This window comes from Curtobacterium flaccumfaciens (assembly GCF_013359815.1).
Taxonomy (GTDB): Bacteria; Actinomycetota; Actinomycetes; order Actinomycetales; family Microbacteriaceae; genus Curtobacterium; species Curtobacterium flaccumfaciens.
This window is the reverse complement of record NZ_JABMCF010000029.1, coordinates 40,229-60,497: the sequence shown is the minus strand read 5'-3', so window position 1 is coordinate 60,497 and position 20,269 is coordinate 40,229. Positions and strand designations below refer to the sequence as shown.

The 20,269-nt window shown below is 70.0% G+C and carries 23 protein-coding genes; 12 read left to right on the top strand and 11 right to left on the bottom strand.

From position 1 onward, the window contains the following. The first annotated feature begins 156 nt into the window (after positions 1-156). Entirely contained in the window at positions 157-1,197 is a 1,041-nt protein-coding gene (locus HP445_RS01860; protein ID WP_128781360.1) for an NAD(P)-dependent alcohol dehydrogenase, read from the top strand. Between the two features lie 179 nt (positions 1,198-1,376). Here the strand turns inward: HP445_RS01860 and HP445_RS01855 are convergent, their stop codons facing one another. Then, the gene (locus tag HP445_RS01855; RefSeq protein ID WP_128781361.1) at positions 1,377-3,212 is read right to left on the bottom strand and encodes a histidine-type phosphatase; all 1,836 of its coding nucleotides are present in this window, start codon (positions 3,210-3,212) and stop codon (positions 1,377-1,379) included. Positions 3,213-3,564: 352 nt separating this feature from the next. On the opposite strand from HP445_RS01855, the gene HP445_RS01850 reads away from it, so the two are divergent. Beyond that, a complete protein-coding gene (locus tag HP445_RS01850; protein WP_128781362.1) occupies positions 3,565-3,792 on the top strand; it encodes a hypothetical protein in 228 nt (75 codons plus the stop codon). A 32-nt stretch (positions 3,793-3,824) separates the two neighbouring features. Here the strand turns inward: HP445_RS01850 and HP445_RS01845 are convergent, their stop codons facing one another. From HP445_RS01845 to HP445_RS01835, 3 genes are all read right to left on the bottom strand, one after another. Continuing rightward, a complete protein-coding gene (locus HP445_RS01845) occupies positions 3,825-5,072 on the bottom strand; it encodes an MFS transporter (protein ID WP_128781363.1) in 1,248 nt (415 codons plus the stop codon). A 57-nt stretch (positions 5,073-5,129) separates the two neighbouring features. Then, positions 5,130-6,602, bottom strand: a complete 1,473-nt coding sequence (locus HP445_RS01840) for an MFS transporter (protein WP_128781364.1) — start codon at positions 6,600-6,602, stop codon at positions 5,130-5,132. 146 nt (positions 6,603-6,748) lie between these two features. Then, positions 6,749-7,231 carry a MarR family winged helix-turn-helix transcriptional regulator gene (locus HP445_RS01835; RefSeq protein WP_128781365.1) on the bottom strand — a complete coding sequence of 161 codons (483 nt, stop codon included), beginning with the start codon at positions 7,229-7,231 and terminating at the stop codon, positions 6,749-6,751. Positions 7,232-7,286: 55 nt separating this feature from the next. On the opposite strand from HP445_RS01835, the gene HP445_RS01830 reads away from it, so the two are divergent. Genes HP445_RS01830 through HP445_RS01820 form a run of 3 tightly spaced genes read left to right on the top strand, consistent with a single transcriptional unit; the run spans position 7,287 to position 9,032 of the window. Next, the gene (locus HP445_RS01830; RefSeq protein ID WP_128781366.1) at positions 7,287-8,477 is read left to right on the top strand and encodes an FAD-dependent monooxygenase; all 1,191 of its coding nucleotides are present in this window, start codon (positions 7,287-7,289) and stop codon (positions 8,475-8,477) included. A 54-nt stretch (positions 8,478-8,531) separates the two neighbouring features. Then, positions 8,532-8,870 carry an ASCH domain-containing protein gene (locus HP445_RS01825; protein WP_128781367.1) on the top strand — a complete coding sequence of 113 codons (339 nt, stop codon included), beginning with the start codon at positions 8,532-8,534 and terminating at the stop codon, positions 8,868-8,870. Between the two features lie 18 nt (positions 8,871-8,888). Further along, positions 8,889-9,032, top strand: coding sequence for a hypothetical protein (locus tag HP445_RS01820; RefSeq protein ID WP_164941247.1), 144 nt, complete (start codon positions 8,889-8,891; stop codon positions 9,030-9,032). Between the two features lie 9 nt (positions 9,033-9,041). Here HP445_RS01820 and HP445_RS01815 read toward each other — a convergent pair whose 3' ends face one another. Continuing rightward, complete coding sequence (locus HP445_RS01815; RefSeq protein WP_071404295.1) at positions 9,042-9,752, bottom strand: SDR family oxidoreductase; 711 nt, start codon at positions 9,750-9,752, stop codon at positions 9,042-9,044. Positions 9,753-9,808: 56 nt separating this feature from the next. Between HP445_RS01815 and HP445_RS01810 the strand changes: the two genes are divergently transcribed. Further along, positions 9,809-10,204 (top strand): MerR family transcriptional regulator, encoded by a 396-nt coding sequence (locus tag HP445_RS01810; RefSeq protein ID WP_110864779.1) that lies wholly within the window; start codon positions 9,809-9,811, stop codon positions 10,202-10,204. 9 nt (positions 10,205-10,213) lie between these two features. On the opposite strand, the gene HP445_RS01805 is transcribed toward HP445_RS01810, so the two are convergent. Beyond that, positions 10,214-10,588, bottom strand: a complete 375-nt coding sequence (locus tag HP445_RS01805; RefSeq protein ID WP_128781368.1) for a VOC family protein — start codon at positions 10,586-10,588, stop codon at positions 10,214-10,216. Positions 10,589-10,700: 112 nt separating this feature from the next. Next, positions 10,701-11,396 (bottom strand): helix-turn-helix transcriptional regulator, encoded by a 696-nt coding sequence (locus HP445_RS01800; RefSeq protein WP_128781369.1) that lies wholly within the window; start codon positions 11,394-11,396, stop codon positions 10,701-10,703. 254 nt (positions 11,397-11,650) lie between these two features. On the opposite strand from HP445_RS01800, the gene HP445_RS01795 reads away from it, so the two are divergent. Next, a complete protein-coding gene (locus HP445_RS01795; RefSeq protein WP_128781370.1) occupies positions 11,651-12,721 on the top strand; it encodes a magnesium and cobalt transport protein CorA in 1,071 nt (356 codons plus the stop codon). 61 nt (positions 12,722-12,782) lie between these two features. Here HP445_RS01795 and HP445_RS01790 read toward each other — a convergent pair whose 3' ends face one another. Beyond that, on the bottom strand, positions 12,783-13,562 hold the full coding sequence (locus HP445_RS01790; RefSeq protein WP_128781371.1) for a hypothetical protein: 780 nt from the start codon (positions 13,560-13,562) through the stop codon (positions 12,783-12,785). A gap of 25 nt (positions 13,563-13,587) precedes the next feature. Then, positions 13,588-14,127 (bottom strand): RNA polymerase sigma factor, encoded by a 540-nt coding sequence (locus tag HP445_RS01785; RefSeq protein WP_083389453.1) that lies wholly within the window; start codon positions 14,125-14,127, stop codon positions 13,588-13,590. Positions 14,128-14,445: 318 nt separating this feature from the next. Here HP445_RS01785 and HP445_RS01780 point away from each other — a divergent pair, with 318 nt between their 5' ends. Beyond that, on the top strand, positions 14,446-15,258 hold the full coding sequence (locus HP445_RS01780; RefSeq protein WP_128781372.1) for an HAD-IIB family hydrolase: 813 nt from the start codon (positions 14,446-14,448) through the stop codon (positions 15,256-15,258). Further along, on the top strand, positions 15,255-16,469 hold the full coding sequence (locus HP445_RS01775) for a glycosyltransferase family protein (protein WP_027464806.1): 1,215 nt from the start codon (positions 15,255-15,257) through the stop codon (positions 16,467-16,469). The genes HP445_RS01780 and HP445_RS01775 overlap by 4 nt, the downstream gene beginning before the upstream one ends. 99 nt (positions 16,470-16,568) lie before the next feature. On the opposite strand, the gene HP445_RS01770 is transcribed toward HP445_RS01775, so the two are convergent. Further along, the gene (locus tag HP445_RS01770) at positions 16,569-17,600 is read right to left on the bottom strand and encodes an LLM class flavin-dependent oxidoreductase (RefSeq protein WP_128781373.1); all 1,032 of its coding nucleotides are present in this window, start codon (positions 17,598-17,600) and stop codon (positions 16,569-16,571) included. Between the two features lie 101 nt (positions 17,601-17,701). Continuing rightward, entirely contained in the window at positions 17,702-18,094 is a 393-nt protein-coding gene (locus HP445_RS01765; protein WP_128781374.1) for a VOC family protein, read from the bottom strand. A gap of 70 nt (positions 18,095-18,164) precedes the next feature. On the opposite strand from HP445_RS01765, the gene HP445_RS01760 reads away from it, so the two are divergent. The 3 genes from HP445_RS01760 to HP445_RS01750 all read left to right on the top strand — a co-directional run bounded on the left by HP445_RS01760 (position 18,165) and on the right by HP445_RS01750 (position 20,251). Continuing rightward, a complete protein-coding gene (locus HP445_RS01760; RefSeq protein ID WP_128781375.1) occupies positions 18,165-19,031 on the top strand; it encodes an SMP-30/gluconolactonase/LRE family protein in 867 nt (288 codons plus the stop codon). Beyond that, positions 19,025-19,627 carry a hypothetical protein gene (locus HP445_RS01755; RefSeq protein ID WP_128781376.1) on the top strand — a complete coding sequence of 201 codons (603 nt, stop codon included), beginning with the start codon at positions 19,025-19,027 and terminating at the stop codon, positions 19,625-19,627. Before HP445_RS01760 ends, HP445_RS01755 begins: the two co-directional genes overlap by 7 nt. A gap of 396 nt (positions 19,628-20,023) precedes the next feature. Next, positions 20,024-20,251, top strand: a complete 228-nt coding sequence (locus HP445_RS01750; protein ID WP_164941248.1) for a hypothetical protein — start codon at positions 20,024-20,026, stop codon at positions 20,249-20,251. Positions 20,252-20,269 lie beyond the last annotated feature (18 nt).

Below are 20,269 nucleotides of genomic sequence, written 5' to 3'. Positions count from 1 at the left end.
CGTGATGGGTGCGGACAGCCCACCACTGCCAGTGGTACCCACGGCGGGCGTACGCAACAGGGGTGTCTGGCTCCGGCAGGTGTCCTGGGCGAGTGTTGCGGTGTTCGTGGGGCAGGACTCGTCCTGCTCCGGTACCACCGTCGAGGAGAACCACCCATGCCGATCGTCCCCGCATACGTTGCCCCCGCCGCCGGAGCCCTCTTGGAACCGGCGACGGTCGACCTCCGAGCGCTCGGCGAGCACGACGTCCTCATCGACGTCCGCTTCACGGGTCTGTGCCACACCGACATCCACCTGACGCGCGATGAGTGGGGCCCGGGGATGTACCCGATGGTCCCGGGTCATGAGATCGCGGGCGTCGTGGCGGGCGTCGGTTCCGCTGTCACGGCGCACGAGGTCGGCGACCGTGTCGGCGTCGGGTGTCTGGTCGATTCCTGTCGGGAGTGCGAACGGTGTCTCGCCGGCCAGGAGCAGCAGTGCCTCCGTGGTGCCACGGACACCTACAACGCGATCGGTCGCGACGGGAAGCCGACGTACGGCGGGTACGCGAAGCAGGTCGTCGTGACCGAGGCCTTCGTCCTCCGCATCGCGGACAGCCTGCCCCTCGACGTCGCTGCACCGCTGCTCTGCGCGGGCATCACGACGTACTCCCCGCTGAAGCGCTGGGACACCGGCCCCGGCAAGCGGGTCGCGGTCGTCGGGCTCGGCGGGGTCGGCCACATGGCGGTGAAGATCGCCGACGCCATGGGTGCAGAGGTCACCGTGCTGTCCCAGAGCCTCGGCAAGCGGGAGGACGGGCTGCGTCTCGGAGCCTCGGACTACCGTGCGACCTCGGACCCCGCGACCTTCACCGAACTCGCCGGCCGCTTCGACCTCATCCTGTCGACGGTGTCCGCCCCGATCGACCTCGGCGCGTACCTCGGTCTCCTGCACGCCGAGGGGACCATGGTCATGGTCGGCATCCCCGACCAGCCGCTGCCGTTGCACGCGTTCTCGCTGATCGTCGGGAACCGCGCGCTGGCGGGCTCCATGATCGGTGGCATCGCCGAAACCCAGGAGATGCTCGACTTCTGTGCCGAGCACGGCCTCGCCGCGGAGATCGAAACCGTGGCCGCGACCGACATCAACGACTCCTACACCCGGATGCTCAAGAGTGACGTCCGCTACCGGTTCGTCCTCGACGCCAGCACGATCTGACGGCGGCGGAACGGGCCTTCCGTTTCTTCCGGGACGGGTCGCGGCACTGGACGGGTGGCGTTGACGGACTGGAGGCGCGGTGCCAGCTGGCACCGTGCCTCCAGTCCGTCCGTCACCCCGCTGGCGCGGGGCGCCGGTACCGGCTGGTCATCTCGAGAAGCCGCGGATCCGCGTCGGTGTCACTCGGTGGGTCGCAGGCGACGCCGGCGACGCAGCACCAGCGTCCCGGCGCCGGCCAGGAGGAGCAGTGTCGCGAGCAACGCTGTTCCGACAGGTGACTCCGCTCCGGTCGCGGCCAGCGTGCCCGTCGCCGTCGCCGGGGTCGTCGGTGTGGTCGTCGCCGGGGTCGTCGGTGCGCCGGCGCCCTGCGCCGCTGGTGTCACGGTCGGGGTCGGCGTGGGCTCCGCGGTGGGCGTCGCGGTCGGTCCTGGCACGGCTGCAGCGATCAGCGGGCTCTCGGTCATCGCCGTGCCGGTGAGGCAGTGCTTGAGCTCGGTCTCCTTGACCCAGTGCGACCCTGCGGCGACCGCACGGCACCCCGAGGCGAACGCGATCTCCCGCTCGTTGTAGAGCATGCGCACGAGCGGCGTGTAGGTCGCTCCGGTAGCCGGATCGATGCCTGCTCGTGACACGACGTCCCATTGCACGTTCGCCGCCATCGGTGTCACCTGGGAGCCTCGCCACGGGTTGGTGGCGTCGTCGTAGACGTCGGCGTCCGAGGTCGGAGCAGCATTGTCGGGCGCGGCGACGGTGGATCCCGGCAGACGCAGCAGCGCAGCGAACGGGATGATCGTCTCGGCGTGCGCGAAGCGGAAGGTCGCGACCACGTCACCGCCTGCGACGCGGGCGTCGATCGTGGCGAAGAAGTCATCGAGCAGGGGCTCGGCGATCGAGTAGGTCTCGTCGTGCCCGGCGAGGCTCGGGCCCTTCTCGTAGAAGTCCTCGGCGTCGAGCAGGTACGCGAACCACTCGGCATCCGCCGGCCGGCCAGCGAAGTACTGCGCGAAGTCGAACTGGTGCGGAGCGACGTTCTCCTCCTGCATGTCGGCCGCGATGATGTACAGGTTGTACAGCGACATCGCCGCATCGACGGTGCTCTTGATCGACTTCTTGGGATCGCCGCAGGCATCGGGATCGGCCTTGGTGTCGGCATCGGGCGCACACGCCACCGCGCCGCCCTTGGAACCGTCGGCGGTGTTGTACCAGGTGTGCGCCTTGTCCGTGCCGATCGCGGCGATGAACCCGGGCGTGAAGATGCCGGAGAGCAGGTCCTTCGCCGCTTCGACGGATCGTGGCTTCGCCTCGATGTACTGCAAGGCTGCGGCGATCGTGCCGCCGTCGCCGGTCTGTGCGGCGACGTAGTCCTCGTACGCCTGGGCGCGCTCGCGCTCGGGCGACCCTTCGGCCTTGTCGGTGCCGTCCGGGTTCTCGACGTCGTGGAAGTAGAGCAGGTCAGGGCGCGGTTCGAGCTTGACACCCGTGGCCCCGAAGCCCCGCAAGAAGTTCTCGCCGGACTCCGTGGCGCGAGACTCACCCGAGGTCTCGGCGACCACTCGCCCGCCCGTCTTCGCCGCAGCTGCGAACAGCTGCTTGTTGCGCTGCGCGGCCCGTGCTCCGATGCCCTGGTGCTGGGTGGCGCCCTGACCGGTGAGCATGCCGTAGCCGTTCGCGACGTTCGCCGCGGTGATGGCATCGAGGTTCGCGGAGAACGCCTTCCCGATCTCCGGCGTCAGGAACCCGTTCTCGGCCTGCGCGGTCGCGGCGAGACGGTGCAGCAGCGCGTCGTACTTGTACGCGGAGAGTCCCCGGGAGCCGTGTCGGGCGACCGACTCCGTGGCGACGGGTGCGTAGCCCGTCGGTGCCGGCGAGTAGGCGTCGATGTCCGACTGGCTGGGGGCGATGTAGGGCTGCTTGCTGCTGTAGGAGCTGGCCTCGTCGGCGTGCGCCGGTGCCGCGAACACCAGCGAGGCGAGGGCAGCGACGGCAACGCAGGACAGTGTGGTGCGGGTGTTCATGGGTCCTCCGGTATCGGGACCCTCGGGCAGCGGTCCGACAAGCAGAGGTAGCGGCAGCGGGTGAACAGCCCTTGACCTGGGGGTGACCGGACGGTGCTGCCGGGCACGGCAGCGCGCGTGGGACGCGAGGACAGGAGCGCGGGCCCTGGACGCGTGCCACTGACGGACTGGAGGCCCGGTGCCGGCTGGTACCGGGCCTCCAGTCCGTCAGTTGCGGGCCACCGAGACCTGCCTGTAGCTGCGAGGAGACATCAGACCTTCGTTCCTTGCACTGGCTGGCGCCCTTGTCGAGGACGAACGGGTTCCACCCCGAAAACGTTACGGCGCCGCTCGTTGATAGTTGGATGGAATCATGTTCTCTCGCATTCCGCCTCGTGTGTTCGGCCTTGCGTTCGGCCTCGGGGCTCTGGTCGCGGGTCTCGTGATGGCGCTCCTCGGTGCGGGCGTCCAGTACATCGGGCTCGTGGCCGGAGGGCTGGTCATCGCGGCGATGGGATTGCTGGCTGCGATCGTCGGTGCGATCGGCTTCGCACTCCACGGATCCGCCCGACCCGAGCGTGACCGGTCGAAGCGAACCTGAGTCGCTGGCAGGCTCGTTCGGTGGTCGATCCGTTACCGAACGGCGATCGTCCTGAGTGGTGAGCACATCGCCACGACGACGGCGCCGGCGAACACGAGGGTCACCGCGAGCAGCGCGACGCCATCTCCAGCGACGGTCATGAGCGCGCCGCCGCCCACTGCTCCTGCAGCCGCGACGGTCCTGTTCGCGCTGCGCATCGTGCCGTTCATCCGACCGAGCAGCGCGTCGGGTGTGACGGTCTGGCGGAGACTCATCTCGTTCGCGTTCTCGCAGCCCGCTGCAGCGCCGTGCACGGCGAAGGCGACGAACAACACCGCGACGGTCGCCGGTGTTCCTGCGGTGCCGGTGCCGACCGTCGTGAGCGTGACGGCGGCCCAGGCGATCGGGTACGCGGCTCGAGCGGCGATGATCGTCCGGCCGGCACCGAAGCGGGTACCGAGGCGCGGCGCAGCGGTGGCGCCGAGGAGCATCGCGACACCGCTGACGGCGAGGATGCCCCCGTACACGGCCGCTGGGAGCGCGAAGGTGCGGAGCGCGAGTGTCGCGAACACCGTCAGTCCGGCGGCGTTGGCGAGGAACCAGAGATGTGTCGACAGCGCCAGCGGTGCGAGCGTCGCATGACCGTACGTCCACCGCAGACCGTCGGCGATGTCGCTCCGCAACCGCGCACCCGCCGTGCGCGCTGGAGTCTGCTCGATGACGCGGACGCGCGCGATGAGGACGGCGTCGATGAAGTAGCTCACCGCGTCGAGGGCGATCGCGACCGGCGCGGTCACGATGCTGACCAGGACACCTCCGAGAGCCGGGCCCACCGTCTGCGCTGCCGCATCACTCTGGTCGACCCGCGCATTCGCCGCCAGGAGGAGCGGGCGAGGGACGATTCGAGGGAGGAGGGACTGCGTCGCGGCGAATCCGATGACCGACAGGATGCCGAACACGAACAACGCCGCCGCCGTCACCCAGAGGTTCAAGAGCCCGGTGAACCAGAGCACCGGGATCGCGCCCAGGCACACGCCACGACCGACACTCGCCCAGATCAGGAGTGGCTTGCGCCGGAATCGATCGACGTACGCGCCGACGATCAGCCCGAACAACGCGTACGGGAGGAACTGGGCAGCGTTCACCAGCCCCACCTCGAACGGGCTGGCGTGCAGCACGGTCACCACGAGAACCGGTACGGCGACCGCACTGACTGCGGATCCGAACGACGAGACGGTCGCAGCAGACCAGTACGGGCGGAACCCGGGCACTCCACGCAGCGTGGTCGCGTCCTCGCCCATGCGCCAACGCTGGCAGACCGCGACGCTTCCAGCAAGACAGTTCGCCCAAGACACTGTTCAAGCGTCGATGTCGGTCGGCTCCGCGACTTGTACGCGTCCCGGCAAACCCCGGACCGCTCTGTGCCAAGCCCAGGCGGCGGCGAGGAACACACCCGTGGCGATGAGCCAGAGCAGCCGGGGCGTGCGCGAGTCCAAGAGTCCGAGAGTGAGCGGGAACAGTGCCATGCCGATCGAGCTCGCGGTCTGGAACACCCCGATCGCTCGGCCGCGGATTCGAGGGTGTGGAGCTTCGGCCATGACCGCGTTGGCGGCCGGGAGGTAGATCATGTCCGCAGCTGCCAGCAGGATCGCGACCACGATGACGAAGGACCACGCCGCCAGCCCGTGCAGCGGAGGAAGAACGATGAGCGGTGCTGCGGTCGCGGCAGTCAAGACTGCACCGAGCGCGATGAGCGTTCCACGCTGCTGACCAGCAACCCAGCGGGTCACGGAGGTCTGGAGCAACGCGCACAGGCCCGTAGCGACAGCGAACTGGACGGGAGCGACCGCTGGGGACATGCCCCACTGCTCGACGAACAGAACGCTGAACGCGACGTTCGGCAACACCATTGCGGGACCGATGAGGAACTGTCCGAGCGTGATGAGTCGCATCGACCGGTCGGCGATGAAGGAACGAAGTGACCCGGTCGTGTCCGCCCCTTCCGCATCGGCGAGGGCGGACGTCGGCGTGGATCGATGCCCGGTGGGTTGCGTCGCGAACACGCCGGCCGCCAGAACGCTGGTGACGACGTTGGCGAGGACCAGCCACCGCAACCCGTCTTGGTGGCCGTTCGCGAGGGTGACCGCGGCGATGATCGCGCCAGCGCCGAGCGCTGCGGCCTTCGTCGCTTCGAGGAACGCGAACCACCGCTCGAACGGGCGGCCTTCAGCGAGGTCGTGGACGTACGCGGTCCATGAGGTCCAGTAGAGCCGCTCGGAGCCGTTGGCGAGGAAGATCGCCGCGAAGATCATCATCGGGTCATGGGCGAACAGGTAGAGCGTGAAGCCCGCTGCCGAGAGGAGGTTGTTGAGGATCATCGACGCCTTCGCGCCGAATCGATCGGTGAGGACGCCACCGACCAGTCCGATCGGGAGAGCAATCAGTGTCGCGACGGTGGAGACGGCACCGAGCACTGCAAGCGGCACATCGGTGGTGATGGTGAAGTAGACGATCGTCAGTGGCAGCGTGAGGCCGGCGCCGATGGTGTCGGTCAAGACTGCGAAGGTGACGAAACGGTGTTCGCGCAAGCTCGCGAGTGAGGCCCGAAACCGGGCAGGGGTGAAGAGCATGGATGTGGTCCCGTGAAGTCGTCGCACCGCCGTCGTACGACGGCGCGGGCAAGCAGAAGCACGCGAGCAGAACGCTCGCGGCGGGGAGGGGCCGACCTTCGTGGTCAGCTCAGTTCTGCGTTGCCATGACTCCGGGAGGGATCGGCCGCGGTCCGACGAACTCGGGCGCAGGCTTGGTGGAGAACAGTCGACGAGGGGCACAGAACGGCATCGTTGCCACCCTTCGCCATCATCGGACCAGTTGAACGAACGCTAGCAGCGCTCAAGATGAGAGATCAACGGTGAATAAGCAGCTGGCGATCGGCCAACGAGAACCCTGGTGATCGGCCGGGCAACTTCGATGGCGTTTATCCGCGGAGCCGGTCCGCGGCATCCGACGCGGCACCGACCATGCGGCGGATGAACGCGGCGTGGTGCTCGAGCTCCGCTGCAGGCACCTGTTGCAGGGCGGCAGCGATCTCGGCGGTCGACCGCTCCGTGAACGCCCGCGCACGTTCCCGTGCCGCCGGTGTCGGACGGAGCGTCACCCGGCGCCGGTCGGTGTGCTCGCGGCTACGTGCGAGCAGACCGGCCGCTTCCAAGCGGTTCAGCAGCACCGTCACGGAGCCGGAGGTCATACCGATCCGCTGCCCGAGCCGTGCGGGCGACAGCGGGTCCCCGGACGAGTCGGCCCAGAGCACCTGTCCGAGGGCGTTCGCATCCGTGGTCGGCAGGTCGAGCCAGGAGGACATCAGCTGGTTGAGCTCCGCGAACGCCACCGCCCATGTCTGGAGCGCCTCCATCACCTCGACCTGGGGCGCGTCCCACTCCTTCTCGAACACGTCGTCCATCAGATTCCTTTACTGTGTAGTATCTTTACTGTAAAGCTCGCAACGGAGGAACACCATGGCAAACCGCACCGCTGTCATCTCAGGAGCCAGTATCGCTGGACTCTCGACCGCCTACTGGCTCCGACGGACCGGATGGGACGTGACCGTCATCGAACGAGCCGCTGCGTTCCGTGACGGCGGACAGAACGTCGACGTCCGAGGCGTCGCGCGCGACGTGCTTCGCAGGATGGGCTTGTTCGACGCCGTGAAGGCACGGAACACCACCGAGACGGGCACCGTCCTCGTCGACGGGCGAGGGGCCGTCACCGCCGAACTGCCCTCCGACGGGGCCGGCGGTGCGACAGCGGAACTCGAGATCCTGCGCGGCGACCTCGCTCGGACGATCCTCGACAACCTGCCGGTCGGCATCTCCTTCATCTACGGGGACACCGTGTCGGACGTCGCCGACGACGCTGCGGGAGTCACCGTGACGACCGCGAAGGGACAGCGCCTGAGCGCGGACCTGTTCGTCATCGCCGAGGGTGTGCGGTCCCGGACCCGTGCGATGGTCTTCGCCGAGGGCGACGTCGACCAGCGCGACCTCGACGTCACCATGGTGTTCGGGACCATCCCGCGGACCGACAGCGATGACGACCGTTGGCGGTGGCACAACGCCGTTCGCGGACGCCAGGTCCACCTGCGACCCGACCCGTACGGCACCACCCGCGCGATCCTCGCCTACTCTCCCGGGGACGATGTCATCGGTCTGACTCGTGAGCAGACACTGGCGGCGGTGCGGCGCAGGTACGACGGAGTCGGATGGGAGGCGCCACGGGTCCTGGACGCGCTCGACACGTCCCCGGACGTCTACATCGACCAGCTCCAGCAGATCCGGATGCGGACCTGGCACCGCGGCCACGTCGTGATGGCCGGTGACGCCGGATGGTGCGTCACGCCGATGGGCGGCGGCGGCGCCTCACTCGCGCTCACCGCCGGGTACGTCCTGGCCGCGGAGCTCGCCGACGCGACACAGGACCAGGAGGCAGCGCTGACCGCGTACGAGAAGTGGATGCGTCCTCTGGTCGACGATGTGCAGGACCTCCCTCGCGGACTCAAGGCCCTGGCGTACCCGCAGTCCCGACTCGCGCTCGCGCTCCGCGGGCTCCTGAACAAGGTGTTGATGTCGCGGCCGCTTCGACCCGTCGCCATGAAGCTCACCCAGGTCGCCGAGACCGATCGCGAGTTGCCGGTCCTCCTCGATCGCTGAGCTCGCAGCGCGGGAGGGGCACCCGCTCCGCGAGGAGTCCGGCAAGCTGAGAGCATGGCCGACACAGCCCCAGGGACCGTCCACTTCCACCAGAAGCACCACGAAGCGATCATCCGCGGCGAGAAGGTCACCACCGTCCGGTGGAACGAGTCCGTGCAGGTCGGCGCGGCGACGTTCGTCTTCGACGATCACCCGACCGCCGAACCAGTGACCGGCACGATCACCGCCGTGCACCGATACCGGCTCGACACCCTCACAGCAGAACAGGCGCATCAGCCGCCGGAGACGGACATGCGGCGCTTCGGCCAGCAGCTCCGTGAGAACTACTACCCCGACATGCCGGACGATGCGATCGTCGAGGTGGCCGAACTCACGACCGGGCCGTCTCAGTAGTCGCAGCCCGACCTCGACGTGGTCACTCGCGAGTTCACGCTCGTCGGGGCGAACCCCGCCCTCGACCAGTTTACGGAGCTGGCCGACGAACTACGGGTCCGCGCCGAAGAGCAGGCGGCCCGGCACGGCCGCACGTTGGCGGCCGTGCCGAAGGCTGCGTGAAGCCGACTCCTACGACGCGAGCATCTGCGCCACCACCGCGTACAGCTCCTTCGGGTCCCCGGCGAGCATCTGCTTGATCAACGCGGCCTGCTCGTCCACCACGACCTCGTAGTCGTCACGTTCGACCCCGTCCAGGGTGGCGCGCGCCACGTCCGCCGGGTCGGTCTTGGCCATCGAGATCCCCGCGGTCATGTCGGTGTCGGCCACTCCGAGGTGCACGGACATCACCGCGGTCCCTTGGCCGGCCAGCTCGTGCCGCAACGCGTTGCCCATGTTCCACAGGGCGGCCTTCGACACCGCGTAGGCGGAGGCTCCGGGCATGGCGAGCCACGAGGCGCCCGAGGCGATGTTCACGATGCTCCCACCGCCGTTCGCCGCCAGGACGGGTGCGAACGCGCGGATCACGGACAGGGTGCCCCAGACGTTCGTGTCCATGTCGGCGTGCGCTGCGTCCAGGTCGCCCAGCAGGGTCGCCGTGGTCGCGATCCCGGCGTTGTTGATCAGGAGATCGACGTCGGTCGCGACCGCGGCGGCCGCTGCGACGGACGCGGGGGAGGTGATGTCGAGGGCGAGGCGCTCGACGCCCTCGAGGTCGATCAGTTCGGGGCGTCGGGCGGTGGCGTAGACCTTCGCCCCGCGTGCGATCAGCTGTGCGGCGAGGTGGCGTCCGATACCGCGGTTCGTGCCGGTGACGAGGGCGGTGGCTCCAGAGAGGTTCATGCCCGCTACGGTAGAACCTGACGTCAACGTGAGAATCAAGCCCGAGGGACAGAACGATGCGGATCGGTGAACTCGCAGAACGGGCCGGCGTCAGCGTCCGGTCACTGCGGTACTACGAGGAGCAGGGGCTCCTCGAGTCGGAGCGGACCGCGGGCGGACACCGGGAGTACCGCGAGCCCGACGTCGCGCGGGTGCGCTTCATGCAGATGCTCTACGCGGCGGGCATGCCGAGTCGTCGGATCGTCGAGATCCTGCCCTTCCTCGACACCGGGGTCGCGACGCGGACGATGCTCGACCACTTCGACGAGGAGAGCGATCGCATCCGACGCCAGATCGAGGCCCTCGGCGCCACCCACGACCGCCTCGCGCGGCTCCGCGACATCGCGGCGGAGTCCGTCGCGGGGCGGCCGCCGGAGGAGTGCCGCTCGTCGGCGAACGCCGCCGCCGCCTGAGCACGCCGACTAGCTGGCGGCGGGCCTGCTGAACAGGTTGACGACGTTGCCGTCCGGGTCGCGGACCAGTGCGGAACGGTTGCCCCACGGCATCGTGGTCGGCTCCAGGACGACGTCGTCGCTGCCGAGCTGCAGTCCGGCGAAGTCGCCGTCGACGTCGGCGACCTCGAACTCGATGAGCACGGAACGGTTCGTGGCCGGCGTCAGCGCGCCGCTGAGCATGGCGACCGTGGCGGTGCTGGCGATCGCGAGGGTCGCACCCGGGCCGCTGAACTGCGCGAAGACCGGTGCGGGGCGCTCGGCCGGCTGGCCGGTGATCCGCTCGTAGAAGGCGACCATGCCCTCGAGGTCGTCGGTGATGATGCGGACGGATGCGAACGACATGGGGTTCCTCACGGTGGTGCTGCTGACTCGGAGCGACCAGCTTCACCGGCCGCCGCGACACCGTCCTGTCGGTGTTTCCGGAAACCGACCGCGTTTCCGGAAACCGACCGCGCTAGTCGTCGAGGACCGGCCGGAGTCGTCCGTACTGGATCGCGAGGTCCTCGGATCGCAGGACGCGCTGCGCCGGCCGCTCGTCGGTGACCTCGACCGACAGCATCCGGTCGCCCCGGAACGCCCGCACCCCGTCGCGGGTCCGGCACCAGGCGATCAGGTACCACTGACCGTCCTTCCCGATCGACCCCAGCGGTTCGACGTCTCGGACGGACTCCGCTCCGCCGGCGTCCCGGTACCGGAGTCGCACGACCCGATCCGCGCGCAGGGCCGCCGCGAACTCGGCCGGGACGACCGTGTCCTCGTCGTCCTCCAGGAAGTGCACCCGGGACGCCAGTGCGCTGGCTCGTGCGGCGTCCCCGGCGGGCATGACCGCGAGCGTCTTCCTGGCCGCGGTCTGCGCCGCGTGCCGGAACGGACTCCGCCCCAGCGAGCCGAGCCCGATCAGCACCGCGAGGGCCTCGTCCGGCGTGAAGCCCGCCGGGCCGAGCGTCGCGGACGCGTCGATGACGTACCCGCCGGTCCGGCCGGGCTCCGCCCAGATGGGCAGACCCGCCTGCTGCAGCGCGGAGATGTCCCGTTCGATGGTCCGGACCGACACCTCGAACCGCTCCGCGAGACGACGCGCGCTCCGCGGCTGCGGGGAGACGGCGCGCAACTCCTCCACGAGGCCGTAGAGCCGATCGGTGCGATTCACCTCGCCATCTTCGCTGTCGTCCCGATGTTCCGTCAGATCCACGCCGCCTCGTCTGCCACGTGACGGACTGGAGGCACGATGCCAGCTGGCACCGTGCCTCCAGCCCGTCCTGGGGTCGCGCCCAGGGCGTGTCAGGACTCCGACAGGAATCCGGCGCGAAGCGTGAGGGCTCCGTCAGGGAAGCGCGCCCGCCGTCGGCGGTCCGGCATGATCGGCAGGTTGCCCGCATGCACCACGGAACCAGGAGGACACCGGTGGCCCTCATCGACAACGGCATCTACGTCAACGGAACCCGAACGGAGTCGCCGCAGGACCTCAGCTTGACCGACGAGGCGCTCGACGCCGCGGGGAGCGGTGCGATGGCCTGGATCGGGCTGTTCCGACCGACGGCCACCGAGCTGGCCTCGGTCGCGGACGAGTTCGGGCTGCACCCACTCGCCGTCGAGGACGCGCACAAGGGGCACCAGCGCGCGAAGCTCGAGCGCTACGGCGACACTCTGTTCGTGGTGCTGCGACCCGCCTGGTACGACGAGGACGAGGAGACGGTCGAGTTCGGTGAGGTGCACCTGTTCACCGGGCGCGACTTCGTCGTGACCGTCCGGCATGCGGAGCAGCCGAACCTCGCCGACGTGCGGAAACGACTCGAAGCCGATCCGGAAGCCCTCGGGCGCGGATCCGAGGCGGTCCTCTGCGCGGTCCTCGACGAGGTCATCGACAGCTACGCCCCGGTCGTCGCCGGGCTGCAGGACGACATCGACGACATCGAGGACGACCTGTTCGACGGGGACGTCGACCCGGCGTCCTCGCGGCGGATCTACCAGCTGCTCAGCGAGGTCATCGGGTTCCAGCGCGCCATCGGCCCGCTTCCCGGGATGCTCAACGCGTTGCTGCGCGGCGCCGAGAAGTACGGCACCGACATCGAGGTGCAGAACCAGCTGCGGAACGTGCTCGACCACGCGATCCGCGTGACGGAGCGGGTCGACACGTTCCGGACGCTGCTCGAGAACGCGCTCACGCTGCACTCGACCCTGGTGACGCAGGAGCAGAACGACGCGATGCGCCGGATGACCAGCGCGAGCCTGGCACAGGGGGAGGAGAGCCGGCGGCTGGCGCGGGCGTCGATGGAGCAGGGCGAAGAGGTGAAGAAGATCTCGTCGTGGGCGGCGATCCTGTTCGCGCCCACGTTGGTCGCGTCGATCTACGGCATGAACTTCGAGCACATGCCCGAGCTGCGGTGGGTGTGGGGGTACCCCGCTGCGATCGTCGCGATGGTCCTGCTGGCGGTCGTGCTGTGGGCGGTGTTCAAGCGGCGGCACTGGCTCTGAGCGTGCGTGACGACGGACTGGAGGCGCGGTGCCAGCTGGCACCGCGCCTCCAGTCCGCCGGTCAGTCCGTCCAGGTCTGCTGGACGAGCGCCTTCAGGAGGCCGTCGGTCGGGACGTTCGACTGCGTGATCGAGATCCAGGTGTCGCCGCGCACGAAGAACGTGTGCGTCGTCTCCACCCGCTCCGAGTAGTACATCGACGGCTCGGTGTGCTGGCACGAACGTCCACCGAGCGTGTCGGTGCAGGTCCAGTCCTTGTCGGCGACGACGCGGAGGCGGGCCTGCAGGACGTCACGATCTGCCGTGCCCATCTCGAGGAACAGCCCCTCGTCGCCCTCGGAGGTACCGCCCGGTGTCCAGGAACAGACCAGCTCCGCGTCCTCCTTGAACGGGATCTCGGGGTCGATGTAGTAGTCGGTCCTGCCGCCCGGTACCTGGGGGCGGAACTGGGTGATCTCCAGCGAACCGAACAAGCGCGGAGCATCGGCGGCCGGCACGGCGTCGGTGCACGCCCCGGGGATCGTCGCCGTGGTGTCGGCCGGCGCCGGGGTCGGCGTGATGCGGGCGGCGGACGGTGACGGTGACCCGGTCGGTGCCGGTGTCGGCGGCGCAGAGGACGGCACGGGTGCCGGTGCTGCGGCGAAGGGCGTCGGAACGAGTCCGAGCGCCACCGAACCGCTCGCGGTGCCGATGCCGAGCACCCCGATCAACGCCACGATGAGGCCGACGCGACGGCGTGCGGAGGCCGGGCGTGGCTTGTCGTGCATGCCCCGGACGACCTGCTGCCGCATGCCGGCGAGCATCCGCTGCATCTCGTCGCCACCGGGCGGCTCGTTGCTCATCGGGGAGCCGTGGTCGGTTCGTCGTTCATCGTTCATCGTTCGTCACCGCCTTCTTGATCCGTGCACGGGACCGCCACACGCGCTGGGTGACGGCGCCGACGCTCATGCCGAGCAGGTCGGCGGCCTCGGCGTAGGAGCGGCCCTCGATGAGGCAGAGCTCGCACACCTGGCGATCGAGTGGTGCGAGCGCGTCGATCTCGGCGCGGACCCACCGCAGCCGTTCGCGGGCGTCGTCGTCCGGCTCGGGCGCGGCGAGCTCGTCGGGCAGGTCGACACCCTCGTGTCGCCGCTGCTGTCGCCGCAGGTTCGCGGCGTGGTTCCGGCACACGACGAGCAGCCACGGCAGGAGTGACTCCCCGGGGACCTCCACGGTGTCGGCCTTCTGCCAGAGGGTCAGGAACGCGTCCTGCACGATCTCCTCGACGTCCATGCGCCGCGTGACCAGTGCCCACGTGTACCGGGTCATGGTCTCGGCGTGACGGTCGAACAACGCGGTGACCGCACTGCGGTCGCCGCGCGCGGCTGCCGCCACGAGCGCGCTGTCCGGCTCGGCTGATCGGTTCATGTCCACCCCCTTCACTCCGCAGTGTGCACGGAGGGGACATCCTCACAGATCGGTCGCCGCCGGGCGTGTCGCGACCGGGGCCGCCGCTCCGACCGGCACCGTCACCGATCGCGAGGGCACCCTGCCCTGGTGACCGCGCGGCGGTCCCCACACCGTGACGGACTGGAGGCGCGGTGCCAGCTCGCGCCGTGCCTCCCGTCCGTCCGCTGGTCGCGTCGCGCGACCGACGCCGGCTTGTTCACCCAACCGACGCATGCGCGTGGCAGGGTGGTCCGGGGCATCGTCGCCCGCAGCCCAGCCAGCCGCCAGCGGAGCACGATGCCAACACCCGACCTGATGATCGTCACGGACCTCGACGGGACGTTCCTCGACCACCACGACTACTCGTTCGACGCGGCCCTGCCGATGCTGGAACAGCTGCGGGCGGACGACGTCCCCGTGGTGTTCTGCAGCAGCAAGACGCGTGCCGAGATCACGGCGCTGCAGGCGCGCACCGGGCTCGACGGACACGCGTTCGTGGCGGAGAACGGCGCGGTCGTCGTCGGACCGGCGGGCGACGTGCTGGTCGGACCGGTCGCCGGCGACCTCGAGCGGCTGCACGCAGAACTCGACCGCGTCCGCCAGTCACTGCAGCTGCGGTTCGAGACCTTCGGCGGCGTGACCGACGCGGTCGTCGCCGCGTGGACCGGCCTCGACCTCGAAGCGGCCGGACGAGCACAGCAGCGCGAGGCGTCCGAGGTGCTGCTCTGGCACGCCGAGGACGACGACCGGGCGGACGCGTTCCGCGCGGCGCTCGCCGCGGTCGGCCTCGACCTGGTGCGCGGCGGGCGGTTCTGGCACGTGCTGCCGGCCGGCCGCGACAAGGGCGCGGCGGTCCGGACGTTGATCGCCGACCACGATCGCCGGACGGGGACGGTCCCGCGCACGATCGGACTCGGTGACGGCCCCAACGACACGGCGCTGCTCGACGCCGTCGACTTCGCCGTCGTGGTCCGCGGACACGGCCCGGCCCCGGGACCGCTCGCCGACGACCGCCCCGAGCGCGTCCACCGCACGACCGCCCCCGGCCCGCAGGGCTGGACCGAGGGCCTCACCCGGTTCACCACCCCGTCCGTCAGGAGCCACCGATGAGCGACTTCCACCAGAACGGCGTCATCACGACGTTCCACGACCTCGGTCGCCGCAGCACCGCGAGCCTCGAGGAGGACCTGCGGGGCTTCGCCGAGAAGCGCCCGATGAGCCTGATCCTGCCGGCGCTGTACTCCGAACTCGAGCGTCCGGCCCTGTCGCGGATCGTCGACGAGCTGGCCGAGGCCGACTGGCTCAGCGAGATCGTGATCGGGCTCGACCGCGCCGACCGCTCGCAGTTCGAGCACGCCCGCGAGTTCTTCTCGCGGCTGCCGCAGCGACACCGGATCCTGTGGAACGACGGGCCGCGACTGCGCGAGCTCGACGCCGAACTGGAGCGCGCGGGCCTGGCGCCGGGGGAGCCCGGCAAGGGCCGGAACGTCTGGTACTGCACCGGGTACGCGCTGGCGTCGGAGCGGGCGGACTGCATCGCCCTGCACGACTGCGACATCACCACCTACGAGCGGGGCATGCTCGCGCGGCTGTTCTACCCGGTCGCGAACCCCGCGTTCGACTACGAGTTCTCGAAGGGCTACTACGCCCGCGTCGCCGACGGTCGGATCAACGGCCGCGCCGCACGGCTGCTCGTCGGGCCCCTGCTCCGCTCGCTCCGCCAGGTCTACGGGGAGTCCGAGTACCTGGAGTACCTGAGCAGCTTCCGGTACCCGCTGTCCGGCGAGTTCGCGATGCGCGCCCACGTGCTGAACGGCCTGAAGATCCCCGGCGACTGGGGACTCGAGATCGGCATGCTGTCCGAGGTCTACCGCGACTACGCGACACGGCAGGTGTGCCAGGTGGAGATCGCCGACGCGTACGACCACAAGCACCAGCCCCTCGCCGAAGCCGACGGCACCGGCGGCCTCGCCCGGATGGGCAATGACATCGTGCAGTCGCTGCTCCGGAAGCTCGCGACGATGGGCGTCCCGCTCACGTCCGACTCGTTCCGGGTACTCAAGGCGACGTACTACCGGAACGCACTCGACATCGTCGAGGTCTACCGGCACGAAGCCGAGATGAGCGGGCTCGCGTTCGACCAGCACGCCGAGGAAGCCGCGGTGGAGCTCTTCACCAAGGCGATCCTCGACGCCGGCGGCGCCTTCACGGCGCGGCCGAACGACAAGCCGTTCATCCCGAGCTGGAGCCGGGTGCGCTCAGCGGTCCCGGACGTGCTCGACCGGCTGCGGGACGCGGTGGAGGCGGACCAGCAGGACTGATCCGGCGCCCTGCGCGCGCCCTGGGCGCGAGTCAACGGCGGACGGGAGGCACGGTGCCAGCTGGCCCCGTGCCTCCCGTCCGTCGGTCTGGCGCCGTTCTCAGGCCGCGCGCTTCGGCGCCCAGCCGAGTTCCGGACCCAGCCGTTCGGCGATGTCCGTGATGATCTGCGCGTAGTCGTCGGGCTCGAACGAGAACGGGAGCGCGAAGGCGACCTCGGTGACCGCCTGGTAGCCGACGTCGGCGCGCAGCCGGTCGGCGATCTCGGCCGACGTGCCGACCAGGTCCGCAGCGAAGAGCATCCTGGCGGGGCCCATCGGCACGCCGACGCGACCCGAGCGGCTGTCGACGTAGGCGCGGTAGCGGGCCGCTTGCTCGGCGGTCGCGGTGTCGGTCGGGATGACGACCAGGCCCTGCGAGACGCGGGCGGCAGCGGGGTCGGGGTGGACGTCGAGGTAGGCGTCGATCTGGGCGCGCTGGTTCGTGGCGAAGTCGGTGCCGTTCTCACTGCGGGTGACGCTCGAGGTGAGCAGGTGGAAGCCGTTCTCGCCCGCCCACACGGCCGACTTCGTGCTGCCGGTGCCGTACCAGATCCGTTCGGCCAGGCCGGCGCTGTGCGGCTGGACGGTGCTCGCGAACTCCTCGATGCCGCGGCGTTCGACGGTCTCGGTGGCCGTCACCGGGTCGCCGCGCACGAGGTCACGGAAGCGCAGGAGCCGGTCGTTGCCGAGGTCCTCGTGCTCCAGGGTGTCGGGGTAGATCGCGTCGCGGTACAGGTCGAAGTTCATCGGCGTGCCGACCGAGAACCCGGGGTTCAGACGGCCGCCGAGCAGGACGTCGACCGTGCTGAGGTCCTCCGCCAGGCGGAACGGGTTCTCGGCGCCGAGCGGGGTGACGGCGGTGCCGAGGTCGATGCGCGAGGTGCGCTGCGAGGCCGCCGCCATCACCGCGACGGGGGAGGAGATGCCGTGCTGCAGGTGCCGGTGGCGCAGCCAGGCGCTGTCGAAGCCCAGGGCCTCGGCGCGCTCGATCACGCGCAGGGTGTCCTCGTGGCCCTCGGACGGTCGTGCGGGGTCGAACGACCCGATCGTCAGGAAGCCGAGCCGGTGCAGGGGAGTTCCGTCGAGGGGCATGGGTCGATCGTGCCAGATGCGTCGTGCCGGGTCCGTCGTGCCCGGTGCGTCGTGCCGGGTCCGTCGTGCCCGGTGCGTCGCGCAGACCTCGGTCCTGTGGGTCAGGGCCGGGTCTCCTTGATCAGCGCTTCGACGTTGTTGCCGTCCGGGTCGGACACGAACGCGGTGTACGCGTGGTACTCCGGCCAGTAGCGCGGTTCGTGCCGCGACACCCCGCCGGCGGCGACGGCTTCGCGGTGGAAGGCGTCGACCTCGGTCCGTGACCCGGCCTCGAACGCCAGGTGGAGTCCGCGCGTCGTCGCCTCGGGGGTCCGGGCGGTCTCGAGCGAGACGCTCGGGGTGTCGTCCCCGTGCTGCCAGAACTCCGCGACGGAGTCGGTGCGGTAGCCCGCTCCGATGCCGAGGGGCGCGAGGGCGGCGGTGTAGAACGCGTCGCTCGCGGCGAAGTCGCTGGCGAAGACGCCCAGGTGGTGGATGAGGTGACGACCCGGCATGGGACGACCCTAGGCCGCCGTCACGGCATCCGTCCGGGCAGCTTCCCGGTCCCGCTGGCAGGCTGGATCCGTGCACATCACCCTGGACTCCGCGACCGACATCGTCATCTCCGGCATCCGCTTCCCGGAGGGCAACCGCTGGCACGACGGACGGCTCTGGTACTCGGACATGCACACCGGCGAGGTGTTCTCGGTCGACCCGTCCTCGACCGACGGCCCCCGGCTCGAGGCCACCGTCGACGGGCAGTCGTCGGGACTCGGGTGGCTGGCCGACGGACGGCTCATCATCAGCTCGATGGAGTCCCGCACGGTCATCGCCGTCGAGCCGGACGGCAGCACCTCGGTGTTCGCCGACCTGTCCACGATCGAGTCATCGCTCGTGAACGACCTGGTCGTCGACGCCCAGACCGGCCGGACCTACATCGGCGCCTTCGGCTACGACCTGTACGCGGGCGAGGAACTGCGCCCCGGCCCGCTCTACGTGATCGACCCCGACGGCTCCGTCCGCCTGGCCGCCGAGGGCCTGGTGTTCCCGAACAGCGCCAACATCCTGCCCGGCACCCGGGCGCTGGTGGTCAGCGAGACGTGGGGCGGCCGGCTCACCGCGTTCGACATCGAGGACGACGGTTCGCTGACCGGGCGGCGCGAGTGGGCAGCCCTGCCCGGTGGCGTGACCCCGGACGGCAGCACCGTCGACCGCGACGGCGCGATCTGGGTCTGCTCGGTCGACACGGGGGAGTTCCTGCGGGTCGTCGAGGGTGGCGAGGTGACGGACCGCATCGACGCACCCGGGGACTGCGCGATCGACTGTGCGCTCGGTGGCGAGGACGGCCGCACCCTCTACCTGGCGACCGCCGACAGCTACGACCCGGCCGTGACGGCGACGACGCGCGCCGGTCGGATCAGTTCGGTGCGCGTCGAGGTGCCGGGGTGGTGAACCCGAGCGACCTCACCGACGCGACGCGTCGTGCCGAGTACCTGGTCGAGCACGGGCCGACGGTGGTCGTCATGTCGCAGCAGGCGGGGTTCGCCTGCATGTCGATCCTGTGGGCGTTCATCAGTGTTCCCTCCGTGCTCCGCACCGACTCGGTGATCTGGTTCCTGTTCGCCCTGGCCGGAGCGGTCGTGAACGTGACCGCATGGGTCCGTGCTCGACGCCACCGCAGGCTGCTGCCGTACCTCGTCGAGACGCCGCAACAGCCGCTCGGCGCGCTCACCCCGGCGGACCGCAAGTCCGTGACCCGACAGGTCAGCGGACGAGCACCGGTGCCGCCCGAGACCGTGCCGCTCGTGCGGGCGATGCTCGCGTGGCAGCGGCGGTCCATCCGAACCTCGGCGCCGACCCTGATCGGCACCGGGCTGAGCCTGTTGGGACTCGGAGGCGCCACAGCCCCGACGTTCGGTTCGGATTGGGCGTTCCTGGTGTTCATCGCCGTCGTCGTGGTGTTCGTCACGGTCGCGACGGTGATCGGCGTGCGTCGAAGCCGCCGAGTCCTGGCCGAGCTCGATCGGGCAGGCGCGCCCGTCTCCTGAGCCCGGTCAGTCGCTCGGCTGCGCTCCCGGCCCGAGCGCGATCACCGTGCCGAGGAACCGTTCCGGTTCCTTGTCGACCTCGTCGAAGCGGACCGGGTCGGCAGGGGAGATCGGGGTCACGCCGGACACTCCGAGGTCGGTCCTGAACCAGACCATCGGTGCGGGCGTCCGACCCGCGCGCGCATCGCGGAGCGCCGCATCAGCCAGCTGCGGCCACACAGCTTCTTGCTGTGCGGAGACACGCATCGTCGTCGCACTGATTGTCAGGATTCGCACACGTCATCATGCGCTCCTGAGACCGGTTCGGGCATACGTGTCGTCGACCCGATGGTGCTGGTTGTTGTCCTCGCGTCCGTCAGCGTGGTGCGGGGAGGCCGAGATGGACAGTCGCCACTCATGCAGAGCGACGCGGCCTGGCGCGCTGGGCACCTCGCCGCCCGCCGGGTCATGCGGCCGTTGCTCATCGGTGCCGCGATCGTGGCGATCGTGTCCGTTCCGGCCCAGCTCATCCCGGCGCTCTCCGTGGTGCTGCTCGGGCTGTCCTTGGCGACCACGCTGGCGGCGCTCGTCGTCGGTGCGGTTTCGGCATCCCGCGCTGCGATCAGCGTTCCGCGCGACGGTTGATCGGAGCGGCCATGCTGG

Coding starts and splice junctions, on each gene's coding strand:
- HP445_RS01860 (WP_128781360.1), top strand. CDS start 157: ATGCCGATCGTCCCCGCATACGTTGCCCCCGCCGCCGGAGCCCTCTTG.
- HP445_RS01855 (WP_128781361.1), bottom strand. CDS start 3,212: ATGAACACCCGCACCACACTGTCCTGCGTTGCCGTCGCTGCCCTCGCC.
- HP445_RS01850 (WP_128781362.1), top strand. CDS start 3,565: ATGTTCTCTCGCATTCCGCCTCGTGTGTTCGGCCTTGCGTTCGGCCTC.
- HP445_RS01845 (WP_128781363.1), bottom strand. CDS start 5,072: ATGGGCGAGGACGCGACCACGCTGCGTGGAGTGCCCGGGTTCCGCCCG.
- HP445_RS01835 (WP_128781365.1), bottom strand. CDS start 7,231: ATGGACGACGTGTTCGAGAAGGAGTGGGACGCGCCCCAGGTCGAGGTG.
- HP445_RS01830 (WP_128781366.1), top strand. CDS start 7,287: ATGGCAAACCGCACCGCTGTCATCTCAGGAGCCAGTATCGCTGGACTC.
- HP445_RS01825 (WP_128781367.1), top strand. CDS start 8,532: ATGGCCGACACAGCCCCAGGGACCGTCCACTTCCACCAGAAGCACCAC.
- HP445_RS01815 (WP_071404295.1), bottom strand. CDS start 9,752: ATGAACCTCTCTGGAGCCACCGCCCTCGTCACCGGCACGAACCGCGGT.
- HP445_RS01810 (WP_110864779.1), top strand. CDS start 9,809: ATGCGGATCGGTGAACTCGCAGAACGGGCCGGCGTCAGCGTCCGGTCA.
- HP445_RS01805 (WP_128781368.1), bottom strand. CDS start 10,588: ATGTCGTTCGCATCCGTCCGCATCATCACCGACGACCTCGAGGGCATG.
- HP445_RS01790 (WP_128781371.1), bottom strand. CDS start 13,562: ATGAGCAACGAGCCGCCCGGTGGCGACGAGATGCAGCGGATGCTCGCC.
- HP445_RS01785 (WP_083389453.1), bottom strand. CDS start 14,127: ATGAACCGATCAGCCGAGCCGGACAGCGCGCTCGTGGCGGCAGCCGCG.
- HP445_RS01780 (WP_128781372.1), top strand. CDS start 14,446: ATGCCAACACCCGACCTGATGATCGTCACGGACCTCGACGGGACGTTC.
- HP445_RS01775 (WP_027464806.1), top strand. CDS start 15,255: ATGAGCGACTTCCACCAGAACGGCGTCATCACGACGTTCCACGACCTC.
- HP445_RS01770 (WP_128781373.1), bottom strand. CDS start 17,600: ATGCCCCTCGACGGAACTCCCCTGCACCGGCTCGGCTTCCTGACGATC.
- HP445_RS01765 (WP_128781374.1), bottom strand. CDS start 18,094: ATGCCGGGTCGTCACCTCATCCACCACCTGGGCGTCTTCGCCAGCGAC.
- HP445_RS01750 (WP_164941248.1), top strand. CDS start 20,024: ATGCAGAGCGACGCGGCCTGGCGCGCTGGGCACCTCGCCGCCCGCCGG.